At 66.8% G+C, this 12,745-nt stretch carries 13 protein-coding genes; 9 read left to right on the forward strand and 4 right to left on the reverse strand.

All coding sequences use genetic code 11. The annotated features are described in order from the left end of the window. Positions 1 to 10 precede the first annotated feature (10 nt). From leuC to A5645_RS09085, 3 genes are all read left to right on the forward strand, one after another. Complete coding sequence (gene leuC / locus A5645_RS09075) at positions 11 to 1,441, forward strand: 3-isopropylmalate dehydratase large subunit (RefSeq protein ID WP_065037872.1); 1,431 nt, start codon at positions 11 to 13, stop codon at positions 1,439 to 1,441. A 35-nt stretch (positions 1,442 to 1,476) separates the two neighbouring features. Continuing rightward, entirely contained in the window at positions 1,477 to 2,073 is a 597-nt protein-coding gene (gene leuD, locus A5645_RS09080; RefSeq protein WP_065037871.1) for a 3-isopropylmalate dehydratase small subunit, read from the forward strand. A 212-nt stretch (positions 2,074 to 2,285) separates the two neighbouring features. Next, entirely contained in the window at positions 2,286 to 2,939 is a 654-nt protein-coding gene (locus A5645_RS09085; RefSeq protein ID WP_065129294.1) for an HU family DNA-binding protein, read from the forward strand. Between the two features lie 59 nt (positions 2,940 to 2,998). Here the strand turns inward: A5645_RS09085 and mutT1 are convergent, their stop codons facing one another. The 3 genes from mutT1 to cofC are packed head-to-tail and all read right to left on the reverse strand — an operon-like array spanning position 2,999 to position 6,909. Beyond that, the gene (gene mutT1, locus A5645_RS09090; protein ID WP_065129295.1) at positions 2,999 to 3,943 is read right to left on the reverse strand and encodes an 8-oxo-(d)GTP phosphatase MutT1; all 945 of its coding nucleotides are present in this window, start codon (positions 3,941 to 3,943) and stop codon (positions 2,999 to 3,001) included. Positions 3,944 to 3,984: 41 nt separating this feature from the next. Beyond that, positions 3,985 to 6,219 (reverse strand): RNA degradosome polyphosphate kinase, encoded by a 2,235-nt coding sequence (locus A5645_RS09095; RefSeq protein ID WP_065129296.1) that lies wholly within the window; start codon positions 6,217 to 6,219, stop codon positions 3,985 to 3,987. Positions 6,220 to 6,267: 48 nt separating this feature from the next. Then, positions 6,268 to 6,909 (reverse strand): 2-phospho-L-lactate guanylyltransferase, encoded by a 642-nt coding sequence (cofC, locus tag A5645_RS09100; protein ID WP_155767925.1) that lies wholly within the window; start codon positions 6,907 to 6,909, stop codon positions 6,268 to 6,270. A gap of 128 nt (positions 6,910 to 7,037) precedes the next feature. Between cofC and A5645_RS09105 the strand changes: the two genes are divergently transcribed. Then, entirely contained in the window at positions 7,038 to 8,045 is a 1,008-nt protein-coding gene (locus A5645_RS09105) for an NAD(P)H-dependent glycerol-3-phosphate dehydrogenase (protein WP_065037866.1), read from the forward strand. 31 nt (positions 8,046 to 8,076) lie between these two features. Beyond that, on the forward strand, positions 8,077 to 9,186 hold the full coding sequence (locus tag A5645_RS09110) for a D-alanine--D-alanine ligase family protein (protein WP_065037865.1): 1,110 nt from the start codon (positions 8,077 to 8,079) through the stop codon (positions 9,184 to 9,186). On the opposite strand, the gene A5645_RS09115 is transcribed toward A5645_RS09110, so the two are convergent. Continuing rightward, positions 9,183 to 9,683: a DUF3515 domain-containing protein gene (locus tag A5645_RS09115; protein WP_065129372.1), complete on the reverse strand. Its 501-nt coding sequence runs from the start codon at positions 9,681 to 9,683 to the stop codon at positions 9,183 to 9,185. The genes A5645_RS09110 and A5645_RS09115 overlap by 4 nt on opposite strands. A 153-nt stretch (positions 9,684 to 9,836) precedes the next feature. Here A5645_RS09115 and A5645_RS09120 point away from each other — a divergent pair, with 153 nt between their 5' ends. The 4 genes from A5645_RS09120 to A5645_RS09135 are packed head-to-tail and all read left to right on the forward strand — an operon-like array spanning position 9,837 to position 12,727. Further along, the gene (locus A5645_RS09120) at positions 9,837 to 10,805 is read left to right on the forward strand and encodes a thiamine-phosphate kinase (RefSeq protein ID WP_065129297.1); all 969 of its coding nucleotides are present in this window, start codon (positions 9,837 to 9,839) and stop codon (positions 10,803 to 10,805) included. Between the two features lie 10 nt (positions 10,806 to 10,815). After that, positions 10,816 to 11,106, forward strand: coding sequence for a DUF1330 domain-containing protein (locus A5645_RS09125; RefSeq protein ID WP_065037862.1), 291 nt, complete (start codon positions 10,816 to 10,818; stop codon positions 11,104 to 11,106). After that, on the forward strand, positions 11,103 to 11,786 hold the full coding sequence (locus A5645_RS09130) for a uracil-DNA glycosylase (protein ID WP_065037861.1): 684 nt from the start codon (positions 11,103 to 11,105) through the stop codon (positions 11,784 to 11,786). The genes A5645_RS09125 and A5645_RS09130 overlap by 4 nt, the downstream gene beginning before the upstream one ends. A gap of 8 nt (positions 11,787 to 11,794) precedes the next feature. Then, positions 11,795 to 12,727 (forward strand): NADP-dependent oxidoreductase, encoded by a 933-nt coding sequence (locus tag A5645_RS09135; protein WP_065129373.1) that lies wholly within the window; start codon positions 11,795 to 11,797, stop codon positions 12,725 to 12,727. Positions 12,728 to 12,745 lie beyond the last annotated feature (18 nt).

Below are 12,745 nucleotides of genomic sequence, written 5' to 3' on the forward strand. Positions count from 1 at the left end.
GCAAACCGAGATGGCGGAGCACACGCAAGCCGCGGCCCGGCCGCGAACCTTGGCCGAGAAGGTTTGGGACGACCACGTTGTCGTGTCGGGCAACGGGACCGAACCGGACTTGATCTACATCGACCTGCACCTGGTTCACGAGGTCACCAGCCCGCAGGCCTTCGACGGACTACGGCTGGCCGGTCGACCGGTGCGGCGTACCGATCTGACGATCGCCACCGAGGACCACAATGTGCCCACCCTCGACATCAACAAGCCGATCGCCGACCCGGTGTCGCGCACCCAGGTCGAGACGTTGCGCCACAACTGCGCCGAATTCGGTGTCCGCCTTCACCCGATGGGCGATATCGAGCAGGGGATCGTCCATGTGGTCGGACCGCAATTGGGGCTCACCCAGCCCGGAATGACGGTTGTCTGTGGCGATAGTCACACCTCGACCCATGGAGCCTTCGGCGCAATCGCTATGGGAATCGGCACCTCTGAGGTCGAACATGTGCTCGCCACCCAAACGCTGCGGCTGCGCCCGTTCAAGACGATGGCGGTCAATGTGGACGGCCAGTTGCCCCCGGGTGTCACGGCCAAAGACATCATTCTGGCGTTGATCGCGAAGATCGGCACCGGCGGTGGACAGGGCCACGTCATCGAATACCGCGGCAGCGCCATCGAATCGTTGTCGATGGAAGGCCGGATGACGGTTTGCAACATGAGCATCGAAGCCGGTGCCCGCGCCGGCATGGTGGCGCCGGACGAAACCACTTACGAGTTCCTGCGCGGCCGCCCGCACGCGCCCGCGGGTGCGGACTGGGACGCCGCATTTGCCTACTGGCAGCAGCTGCGTACTGACCCCGGTGCGGTTTTCGACACCGAGGTATACCTCGACGCCGCCTCACTGAGCCCGTTCGTGACCTGGGGAACGAACCCGGGTCAGGGGGTGCCACTGGCCGGGGCGGTTCCGGACCCCGAGTTGATGACCGATGACGCCGAGCGCCAGGCCGCCGAGAAAGCCTTGGCCTACATGGACCTTCGGCCCGGGACGGCGATGCGCGACATCTCCGTCGACACCGTGTTCGTCGGATCGTGCACCAACGGCCGCATCGAAGACCTGAGGGTGGTGGCCGAGGTATTACGTGGTCGCAAAATCGCTCCCGACGTGCGGATGCTCGTGGTCCCGGGCTCGATGCGGGTTCGCGCGCAGGCCGAAGCCGAAGGGCTGGGGGAGATTTTCACCGCAGCCGGCGCCGAATGGCGGCAAGCGGGCTGCTCGATGTGCCTGGGGATGAATCCCGATCAGCTCGCACCGGGGGAGCGTTGCGCCGCAACGTCCAACCGCAATTTCGAAGGGCGGCAGGGTAAGGGCGGCCGCACACACCTGGTGTCCCCGGCGGTCGCCGCGGCCACCGCGGTGCGCGGCACGCTATCCGCCCCCGCTGATTTGAACTAGTCGACTTGAATTCACGCTGAGAATAGAGGATCAGGATGGAAGCCTTTCGCACCCACACCGGTATCGGAGTGCCGCTGCGGCGGTCCAATGTCGACACCGACCAGATCATTCCCGCGGTCTTTCTGAAGCGGGTCACCCGAACCGGTTTCGAGGATGGCCTCTTCGCAAGCTGGCGCACGGACCCCTCATTCGTGCTCAATCTCAGTCCCTTTGACCGGGGCTCAGTCTTGGTGGCCGGACCGGATTTCGGCACCGGATCCTCCCGCGAGCACGCCGTCTGGGCGTTGATGGACTACGGATTCCGGGTAGTTATCTCGTCCCGGTTCGGCGACATTTTTCGCGGCAACGCCGGCAAGGCCGGACTGCTGGCGGCCGAAGTCGACCAAGACGGCGTCGAACTTCTTTGGAAGCTCATCGAGCAGAGTCCAGGCTTGGAAATCACTGTCAATCTTCAAGATCGAAATATCACCGCGGGAACGGCGGTGCTGCCGTTCAGGATTGACGACCACACCGCATACAGACTGCTCGAAGGTCTCGACGATATAGCCCTTACGCTGCGGAAACTCGACGAAATCGAGAATTTCGAAGCCGCTCGTCCGGCCTGGAAACCGCGCACGATCCCAGCCGTCTGATGCGCCGGGCGGGGTCGAATTCCGACACCGCCGCCGGGCTAAACCGGGCCGAATTCGCCACCGTGCCACTGGCCAAGGGCGGCAATCGGATTCCGAAATTGTCAGCCATTCGCGTCTGAAAATGCGCGTGGCTCTTGGCAATTTGCCAGGTGAGGGTTTACCGTGTCCTCTAGTCGGTTCGAAAACGAGGACCACTGGCTTCGGAGGGTTGAATGAACAAAGCAGAGCTCATAGATGTGCTCACACAGAAATTGGGCTCAGACCGTCGGCAGGCGACCGCCGCTGTCGAGAATGTCGTCGACACGATTGTGCGCGCGGTCCACAAAGGTGACAGCGTGACGATTACCGGTTTCGGTGTCTTCGAACAGCGTCGCCGCGCGGCCCGAGTGGCCCGCAACCCGCGTACCGGCGAGACGGTCAAGGTGAAGCCCACTTCGGTTCCGGCATTCCGTCCGGGTGCCCAATTCAAAGCCGTTGTGGCTGGCGCACAAAAGCTCCCGGCCGAGGGCCCCGCTGTGAAGCGCGGTGTGGTTGCGAGTGCGGCCAAGAAGGCGGCAAAGAAGGCTCCGGCCAAGAAGGCCGCCAGCAAGGCTCCGGCCAAGAAGGCCGCCAGCAAGGCTCCGGCGAAGAAGGCCGCGACCAAGGCTCCGGCGAAGAAGGCCGCGACCAAGGCTCCGGCGAAGAAGGCCGCGACCAAGGCTCCGGCCAAGAAGGCCGCGACCAAGGCTCCGGCCAAGAAGGCCGCGACCAAGGCTCCGGCCAAGAAGGCGGCCACCAAGGCTCCGGCCAAGAAGGCCGCCAGCAAGGCTCCGGCCAAGAAGGCTCCGGCCAAGAAGGCCGCAAGCACCCGGCGCGGTCGCAAGTAGTTCTCACGCGCGAATACCCTTCGGTTGGCAGCAATGCCTTCCGGAGGGTATTTGCGTTGTCAGGCCCTAACGTTCGCCGCGAGCGGCCCGCCGATGTGATCGGCGGCGATCAGCCGCCCGTCGGACAGTGAGAGCACCCAGGTGCTGCCCTTGAGGTTGCGCGACTTGTCGGGGCGCACGCCGTCGCGCTCGCACCACCAGGCGATCAGATCGGGAATCACCTTGCCTTGCGTACAGATCACGGGTGTGCCCGCCCGCCGGGCGATCTGCAACACTCGCTGCCGGCCGCGCTTGGGATTCTTGGCGTAGGCCTCTTCGGTCAAATGCGGCTCGGAGTGGATCTCGACATCCAGTTCCGCGGCCAGCGGTTCCACCGTCTGATAGCACCGTACCCGGTCAGCTGAGTACACCTCGGTGGCACCGAACGCCAACAGCTGGGGAACCAGCGCCTCGGCTTGGGCGCGTCCCTTCTTGTCCAGGGGTCGCTTGGTGTCGTCACCGCGGAAGCGAGATTTGCTGCCGGCGGTACCGTGCCGCACGACCAACACCGTCTTGGTGTCGGCCGGTTGCTTGGTGAACCGCCGCAAGACCTTTCGGTCCTGCGGGTAATCGAGCTTTTTCATGGCGTCGGCCACTGGTAGCCAGAGCAACTCGTCGACCTCGTCGCCGGGCGTGAACAGACCGCCGGTGCTGGCCGCCGCCCAGTAATGCACCTTCTTGACGCCCTGGTCGATTTTGTAGGTGATGGTGGTGAGGCACCGGCCCAGGCGACTGTGCTGGCCGGTCTCCTCGAGCACCTCGCGTACGGCGGCAACCGGTGCGGTCTCGCCGGGGTCGAGTTTGCCTTTTGGCAGCGACCAGTCGTCATAGCGCGGCCGGTGAATGACGGCGACCTCGACCGACTTGGCTGACTTGCCGGCGCCAGGTCGCCACAACACCGCACCGGCGGCATAGACGGTCCGGCCTTCCCCGCGTCGACGTCCCGACGATTCTTCGATCGACACCTCTACTCCTGCAGGTCAATTCGGCCGGGACAGGACACGGGTCACGGACTGCGGTGTCGCTCCATCAACGAAACCTGATGGTCGCGCACGCGTTCCCCCTCCCGCGGCGAGGCGCTCCACTGTCCGTCGGGCCCGAGCTCCCAGCACCGGGTGGCCGGGTCCAGCGCCGACTCGAAGAGATCGTCCAGCTGTGCGGTCAACCGCGGATCCTTGACTTGCACCATGACCTCGACACGCCGGTCGAGATTGCGGTGCATCATGTCGGCGCTGCCGATCCAGAATTCGTCGATGGCTTTGAAATGCAGGATTCGGGAGTGTTCCAGGAAACGGCCGAGAATGGAGCGCACGAAAATGTTTTCGGAGATGCCTTCGGCGCCCGGACGCAGCGCACAGATACCCCGCACCACCACCTCCACCCGCACACCGGCTTGCGAGGCCCGGTAGAGCGCGTCGATAACCTGCTCATCCACAAGTGCGTTCATCTTCAACCGGATTTGGCCGTCGTTGCCGCGGCGGTGCGCTTCGACCTCGCGTTCGACGCGCTCGATGATCCCGGTGCGAATCCCGTGCGGCGCCACCAAGAGGTTGCGGTAGGTCAGCTTGCGCGAGTAGCCGGTGAGCGTGTTGAACAGATCGGTGAGGTCGGCGCCGATGTTCGGGTCGGCGGTCAGCAGTCCGACATCTTCGTAGAGCCTTGCCGTCTTGCCGTTGTAGTTGCCGGTACCCACATGGCAGTACCGGCGGATGATGGGGCCTTCGCGGCGCACCACAAGGCAGGTCTTGCAATGGGTTTTGAGGCCGACGAACCCGTACACCACGTGCACGCCCGCCTGCTCCAGTGTTCTGGCCCAGCGGATATTGGCCTGTTCGTCGAAGCGGGCCTTGATCTCCACCATCGCCACCACCTGCTTACCCGCTTCGGCGGCGTCGATCAGTGCCCGCACGATCGGCGAGTCACCCGAGGTGCGGTACAGCGTCTGCTTGATGGCCAACACATTCGGGTCGGCGGCGGCTTGCTCGATGAAGCGCTGCACGCTGGTGGAGAACGAGTCATAGGGATGGTGCACCAGCACGTCACCCTCGCGCAGCGTTGCGAAAATGCTCTTGGGTGTCTCCCGGTCGGCGAACGCGGGATGGGTGGCCGGCACGAACGCCCGGTCCTTCAGGCCTGGCCGGTCCAGGTCGTAGATCTGCCACAACGACGACAGGTCCAGCAGCCCAGGCACTTCGATGACATCGCCGGGATGCACATCGAGCTCGCGCAACAACAGCTCGAGCATGCTTTCGGTCATGTCATTGGCGACCTCGAGCCGCACCGGCGAACCGAACCGCCGTCGCGCCAGTTCTCGCTCCAGGGCCTGCAAGAGGTCCTCGTCGCGATCTTCTTCCACCTCGAAATCCGCGTTGCGAGTAATGCGGAACGCGTGGTGTTCCACGATTTCCATGCCCGGAAAGAGCACCGGAAGGAACGCCGCGATCAACTCTTCCATCGGCAGGAACCGGACCACCACCCGTGCGTCGTCCTCACCGCCGCCCTGGCTTTCGAGTTCCACGAACCGGTCGACGTTGTCGGGCACCTTGACCCTGGCGAAATGCTGGGTGCCGTCCTCGGGCTGCTTGACGGTGATGGCCAGGTTCAGACTCAGCCCGCTGACGAAGGGGAACGGGTGCGCTGGGTCGACGGCCAGCGGCGTCAGGACGGGGAAGACCTGTTCGTTGAAATAGGTCGACAGATGCTCGCGTTCGGCCTCGCCCAGATCGGCCCACGTGAGGATGTGGATGCCTTCTTCTTCCAGGGCCGGCAACACCAGATCCAGGAACACCCGGGCATGCCGGCTCGCGATCTGTTGGGTCTGTTCGCCGATTCGGCGCAGTTGTTCGCGTGGCGTCAAACCGTCGGCCGAACGTACCGACAAGCCCATCTGGTCGCGGCGCTTGAGGCCGGCGACCCGAACCATGTAGAACTCATCGAGATTCGAGGCGAAGATCGCCAGGAACTTCGCCCGCTCCAACAGTGGCATCGAATTGTCAGCGGCCAGCGCGAGCACGCGAGCGTTGAAGTCGAGCCAGCTCAATTCGCGATTGAGGTACCGGTCGTCGGGCAGGGCGTCGCTGATCGCGGCCGGGGTCGCCGCGGGCGGCGCAGCGGGTGCCGAGTCGTCTGGGTGCCATGTGTTCTCATCCTGGCGCGCGTGCGCCTCGGGGCTGGCTTCGATGTCGGTCACCCTGCGATCATGGCCTATCGACCGGTGTTGCTGCCACCAGTAGACCGACATCAGTAGCTGTTGGGCGGCCGTTCACCGCACGTACTACCGCCTAGGGTGTCAGCGGTGGGCGAGGGCCCGCGCGGTCGCGGCACCAACCCCGAGCTGACGGGCGGCGGCCAAGTCGGCGGGCGTGTCGACATCGCAACGAAGGCCCGGCCAGGCGCCGGTGAGTTCGATGGCGCCCGAACGACGGTGCCGCGCGCAGGAATCCGGCCCGAACTGCGGTCCCAGCGGTGCTCCGAACGCGCACAGCGCGGCTGTTCCGGTGCCCAACCGGTCGGCGACGAAGCTGCGCTGGTAGTGCCGCGCCGCCGAGATCGCCTCAGCGAGTTCCTGTGTTTGCAGTGCCGGCAGATCACCTTGCAGCACAACAAGATTGACGACTTCGTCGGCCATCGACCGCTCCGCAACGGCGATGGCGCTGTTCAATGGGTCGGGATCATCCGGGCTGGTTGGGTCACCGAGGACGTGGGCTCCGAGATCTGCCGCCGCGGCGGCTGCCGCCTCGTCGGGGGTGATCACGGTGATCGAACGCAGCGAACTCACGCCCGCGGCTGCGGTCAGCGTGTCCACCAGCATGGCCAGCACCACGCTTTCGCGGGTCGGTGCCGAGAACACGGGCGCCAGCCTGGTCTTGGCGGCCGCCAACCGCTTGACGGCGATTATCAAACCGACGTCGGCGGCGCGCCCCGAGCTCATGAAGGTCATCCTGCCAGCGCCGCGCGGCGCGCCGTCCGAGAGCCGTCCGCGAAGCGTGACGACGGCGGGTCCGTGGGACTACTGTTTAGCGGCTGCAGGTGGCACAGGCGAGATAGTGGGGATGGTGAATGGCGAGCACGGGAACGGTCGCGGTGATGGGCGCCGGTGCGTGGGGCACGGTCCTGGCCAAGGTTCTCGCCGACGCCGGCGGTGAGGTCACGTTGTGGGCCCGCCGCTCGGATGTCGCCAAGCAGATCAACACCACCCGGTACAACTCCGACTACCTGCCGGGCACATTGCTGCCTCCCGGCATTCACGCCACTTCCGACGCGGAGGAGGCACTGTCCGGTACCACCACGGTGCTGCTGGGTGTGCCGGCTCAGACACTGCGAGCAAATCTCGAGCAGTGGAACGGCCTGTGGGACGACGGCGCCACGCTGGTCAGCCTGGCCAAGGGCATCGAGCTCGGCACGCTGATGCGCATGAGCCAGGTGATCGTGTCGGTCACCGGGGTAGACCCGTCCCAGGTTGCGGTGATCTCCGGGCCCAACCTGGCCAGCGAGATCGCGCAGTCCCAGCCCGCCGCCACCGTCATCGCGTGCAGCGACTCAGGCCGCGCGGTGGCGCTGCAACGCTTCCTGAACAGCGGATATTTTCGTCCCTACACCAACGCCGACGTGGTGGGCACCGAGATCGGCGGGGCCTGCAAGAACGTGATCGCGCTCGCCTGTGGGATGGCGGTTGGTGTGGGACTGGGCGAGAACACCGCCGCCGCCATCATCACCCGGGGCCTGGCCGAGATCATGCGGTTGGGGCTGGCACTGGGCGCCAAGGGCGCCACGCTGGCGGGTCTGGCGGGGGTCGGCGACCTGGTTGCGACGTGCACGTCGCCGTATTCGCGCAACCGCTCGCTGGGCGAGCGCCTGGGCCGCGGTGACAGCATGCAGACCGCACTGCACGGCAAGGACGGTCACGTGGTCGAGGGCGTCACTTCTTGCGAATCCGTGCTGGCCCTGGCGTCGAGCTACGACGTGGAAATGCCCCTCACCGACGCCGTGCACCGGGTCTGTCACAAGGGGCTTTCGGTGAACGAGGCGATCGCGTTGCTGCTGGGCCGCAGCACCAAGCCGGAATAGGCACCCGGCTACCCGGTAGCCTCTTGAAGTTGTGACTGCCAGCAATCGTGTGCGCGTCGCCGTTGTTTTCGGCGGTCGCAGCAACGAGCACGCCATATCGTGCGTGTCGGCGGGCAGCATTCTGCGCAATCTCGACCCGCAGCAGTTCGAAGTCCTAGCGATCGGCATCACCCCGGAGGGTTCGTGGGTCCTCACCGACGGCGATCCGGATGCGCTGGCCATCGCCGACCGGCAACTGCCCCGGGTGACCTCCGCATCCGGCACCGAACTGGCGCTGCCGGCCGACCCGCAGCGCGGCGGCCAGTTGGTGTCACTGGCGCCCGGGGCGGGCGAGGTTCTGGCCTCCGTCGATGTGGTGTTCCCCGTGCTGCACGGACCCTACGGCGAGGACGGCACCATTCAGGGCCTGCTGGAACTCGCCGGTGTCCCGTATGTGGGTGCCGGCGTGCTGGCCAGCGCCGCCGGCATGGACAAGGAATTCACCAAGAAGCTGCTCGTCGCCGAGGGGCTGCCGGTCGGTGCGTACGCCGTGCTGCGTCCGTCGCAAGCGACCCTGCACCCCGAGGAGCGCGAGCGGTTGGGTTTGCCGGTCTTCGTCAAACCGGCTCGGGGCGGCTCATCGATCGGTGTCAGCCGGGTGGCCAGCTGGGACCGACTGGACGTCGCGGTCGCCGAGGCCCGCCGGCACGACCCCAAGGTGATCATCGAGGCGGCCATCAACGGCCGGGAGCTGGAATGCGGCGTCCTTGAAATGCCGGACGGCTCAATCGAAGCCAGCACGCTGGGCGAGATCCGGGTGGTCGGGGTGCGCGGACGCGAAGACGGTTTCTACGACTTCGCCACCAAGTATCTCGATGACGTGGCCGAACTGGATGTGCCGGCCAAGGTCGACGATGACGTAGCGATCACGTTGCGGCAATTGGCGATTCGCGCATTCGAGGCCATCTCCTGTCAGGGCCTGGCCCGGGTCGACTTTTTCCTCACCGACCGCGGACCGGTGATCAATGAGATCAACACGATGCCGGGATTTACCACAATCTCCATGTATCCACGGATGTGGGCGGCCAGCGGAGTCGACTACCCGACACTGTTGGCCACCATGGTTCGGACCGCACTGGCCCGCGGCGTGGGGCTGCGTTAGCGAGCCGGATTCGGATCGATCGGAACCGCCGCCATGGTGCGGTCGATGACGCCGGACAGGTCCTGAATTGGGGCGGAACCGGATTGCGCGGGCAACGTCAGCGCCACATAGACCGGCCGATCCACGGTGTACCAGGTGAGCGTGCCGCCGGTTTGAGCGCCGCCGCCGAACCACTGCACCCGGTCGACGACCTGGATCGGCGAACCCACCACGAAGTCGCCGGGTCGCTCGACACCGCAACGCACAATCACCGGTTCGCTTTCGCCGCCGGACCGCCACGCACTGGCGCCATCCGGCGCAGGGGCGGCAACCGGCGCACGTTCGAAGTCACCCAGGCGCTGCGGCAACGCCGCGGTCAGCGCCTGGCAGGCCGGACCGGCGGCCTGCGGCGCGGCCGTACCGGGGATGACGACCGGACCGCGCGGTGACTGGCGCAGGGCGGCGAACACCAGAATGGCCACCACGGTCCCCACCGCCAGTGCCAGCGCGGCGAACATCGCTGCGCGCGGCGGCCCGCCGGTATCGGAGTCGCCGCCCACCTGGCCACCTTGCCTCACGTTTACACTGACGCGATCCGCCCGTACGGGCAGGGACCAACTTACCGCAGGTCGGCGGACCCTTCGGGGCTGCACGGCGCGGCAGGAGGTGGCGTGCGCGACGACGCAGCGGGGGACTCCCCGACGCTGGAGCAGTCCGGTGAATTCGCGGTGATCGAGCGGTTGGTCCGGGATCGCCGGCAACCCGCCACGGTAACGCTGGGTCCCGGTGATGACGGTGCGGTGATCGCGGCCGCCGATGGCCGGACCGTGGTATCGACCGACATGTTGGTGCAGGATCGGCACTTTCGGCTCGACTGGTCCACTCCGTATCAGGTCGGCCGCAAGGCGATCGCGCAGAACGCCGCCGACATCGAAGCGATGGGTGCGCGGACGACCGCGTTCGTGGTGGGCTTCGGCGCACCCGGTGCCACGTCGACGGCCGAGGCGAGTGCACTGGTCGATGGCATGTGGGACGAGGCGGAGCGCGTCGGTGCCGGAATCGCCGGCGGCGACTTGGTCAGCTGCCCGCAGTGGGTGGTGTCGGTGACGGTGCTGGGCGATCTGCAGGGCCGGGCACCGGTGCTGCGGTCCGGGGCCGTCCCCGGCTCGGTGGTCGCCGTCGCGGGGGAGTTGGGTCGCTCTGCCGCGGGATATGAGCTCCTGCGCAACGGGATTGAAGAATTCCCGGAATTGCGTGACCGGCATCTGGTGCCTCGGCCACCCTATGGCCAGGGCGCGGTGGCCGCCGCGGCGGGTGCGGTCGCGATGATCGATGTCTCCGACGGCTTGATCTCCGATCTGCGGCACGTCGCCAAGGCATCCGGAGCGGGCATCGATCTGGCCGCCGCGGCGCTGGCGCCCGACCGCGACGCGGTGGCCGCGGCGGCGGCCGCCCTTGGCGCCGATGCCTGGGCGTGGGTGCTCGGGGGCGGCGAAGATCATGCGCTGGCTGCGTGTTTCACCGGTGCGGTGCCCCCCGGCTGGCGGGTGATCGGCCGGGTAGTCGATGGACCCGCACGGGTGCTGGTCGATTCAAAGGAGTGGGAAGGGTACGCGGGGTGGCAGTCGTTCGAAGGATAGGCTGCCCACGATGACCGTCTACGCGATCGCCCAGCTGAAATTCACCGATCGGGCCGCCTATGACCGGTACCAGGCCCGCTTCATGGATGTTTTCCTGCGCTATCCGGGCACCTTGCTGGCCGCGGACGAAGCACCGCAGGTGATGGAGGGCCGGTGGGACCGGGAGAAGGTGGTGCTGATGTCCTTCCCCGACGAGCCCGCCTTCCGCAGTTGGGCGCAATCGCCGGAGTATCAGGCGATCTCGAAGGACCGGCGGGCCGGGGCCGACGCCGTGGTGCTGCTGGTGCAGGGACTGCAATGACGGCGCGCCCGTTGAGCGAACTCGTAGATCCGGGCTGGGCCGCGGCGCTGGCGCCGGTGGCAGACCAGGTGGCGGCCATGGGCCAGTTCCTGCGATCCGAGATCGCGGCGGGCCACCGCTACCTGCCCGCCGGACCGAACGTGTTGCGCGCCTTCACATTCCCATTCGACAACGTTCGGGTGCTGATCGTGGGCCAGGATCCCTACCCCACCCCCGGTCACGCCGTCGGCCTGAGTTTCTCGGTGGCGCCCGATGTGCGCCCGCTGCCCCGCAGCCTGTCCAACATCTTCGACGAGTACACCACCGACCTGGGACATCCGCCGCCGTCGTGTGGCGATCTGACCCCGTGGGCGCAACGCGGCGTGTTGCTGCTGAACCGGGTGCTCACCGTGCGGCCGAGCAATCCGGCATCGCACCGGGGCAAAGGCTGGGAAGCGGTGACCGAGCAGGCGATTCGTGCCCTGGTGGCCCGCCAGCAACCGCTGGTGGCGATCCTGTGGGGCCGTGACGCCTCGACCCTCAAGCCGATGCTGGCAGAAGGCAAGTGCGTTGCGATCGAATCCCCCCACCCATCGCCGCTGTCGGCATCACGCGGGTTCTTCGGGTCGCGGCCATTCAGCCGCGCCAACCAACTGCTCACGGAGGTGGGCGCCGAACCGATCGATTGGAGGCTACCGTGACCGAGACGATGAGGGCGCTGCGCGCCGGCCGCCGCGGCGGTCCCGAGGTGCTGACGGTGGAGCCCGCACCGGTGCCGGTCCCGGCGCCCGGTGAGGTGCTGGTCGCGGTACACGCCGCCGCCATCACGTTCGACGAGTTGACCTGGGAAGAGACGTGGACCCGCGACGGTGTCGACCGAACGCCGTCGATCGTCTCGCACGAAGTTTCCGGTGTGGTCGCTGAAACCGCCGCCGGCATCACCGATTTCCGCCGCGGCGACGAGGTCTACGGGCTGATCGACTTCGATCGGGACGGCGCGGCCGCCGAATTCGTCACGGTGCCCGCGGCTGACCTGGCGGCCAAGCCGTCGACGGTGTCGCATGCCGTGGCGGCAGCGCTGCCGTTGGCCGGACTCACCGCGCTGCAGGCGTTGGTCGATCATGGCGCCGTGCGTTCCGGCGAGGCGGTGCTGGTGCACGGCGGGGCCGGGGGAGTCGGCGCCTTCGCGGTTCAGCTCGCCGCCCGCCTCGGGGCCGAGGTCACCACGACCGTGCGCAGCGACGTCGCCGAGCTGGTCCGCGGTTTCGGTGCCCGGCACGTGATCGACACCCGTACAACGGAATTCGACCGGACGGGCGAGGCGTACGACGTGGTTGTGGACACCATCGGCGGTCAAACCCTGGACCGGTCGTACGGGGTGTTGCGTCGCGGTGGACGACTGATCGCCCTGGTGGCACCACCGCCGGAAGGCAAAGCCGAGGAATACGGGGTCACCGCGACTTTCTTCATCGTGCGCCCCAGGCGAGAGCAGCTCGTCGAACTGGCGGCGTTGGTGGACAGTGGCGGTTTGCACGTCGAAGTCGCCCAGACATTTCCGCTCGAGCGGGGTCGGGAAGCGTTCGAGAGCCGGGGAAACCCTGGCCGGCGGGGAGGGAAAACCGTCATCGTGGTCCGCGACTGACGTATCGGCTGTCAGCAT

It is taken from the genome of Mycobacterium asiaticum (assembly GCF_001673635.1).
Classification (GTDB): Bacteria; Actinomycetota; Actinomycetes; order Mycobacteriales; family Mycobacteriaceae; genus Mycobacterium; species Mycobacterium asiaticum_C.

Coding starts and splice junctions, on each gene's coding strand:
- A5645_RS09135 (WP_065129373.1), top strand. CDS start 11,795: ATGAGGGCGCTGCGCGCCGGCCGCCGCGGCGGTCCCGAGGTGCTGACG.
- leuD (WP_065037871.1), top strand. CDS start 1,477: ATGGAAGCCTTTCGCACCCACACCGGTATCGGAGTGCCGCTGCGGCGG.
- A5645_RS09130 (WP_065037861.1), top strand. CDS start 11,103: ATGACGGCGCGCCCGTTGAGCGAACTCGTAGATCCGGGCTGGGCCGCG.
- A5645_RS09085 (WP_065129294.1), top strand. CDS start 2,286: ATGAACAAAGCAGAGCTCATAGATGTGCTCACACAGAAATTGGGCTCA.
- A5645_RS09105 (WP_065037866.1), top strand. CDS start 7,038: ATGGCGAGCACGGGAACGGTCGCGGTGATGGGCGCCGGTGCGTGGGGC.
- A5645_RS09115 (WP_065129372.1), bottom strand. CDS start 9,683: ATGTTCGCCGCGCTGGCACTGGCGGTGGGGACCGTGGTGGCCATTCTG.
- A5645_RS09095 (WP_065129296.1), bottom strand. CDS start 6,219: ATGTCGGTCTACTGGTGGCAGCAACACCGGTCGATAGGCCATGATCGC.
- cofC (WP_155767925.1), bottom strand. CDS start 6,909: ATGAGCTCGGGGCGCGCCGCCGACGTCGGTTTGATAATCGCCGTCAAG.
- A5645_RS09125 (WP_065037862.1), top strand. CDS start 10,816: ATGACCGTCTACGCGATCGCCCAGCTGAAATTCACCGATCGGGCCGCC.
- leuC (WP_065037872.1), top strand. CDS start 11: ATGGCGGAGCACACGCAAGCCGCGGCCCGGCCGCGAACCTTGGCCGAG.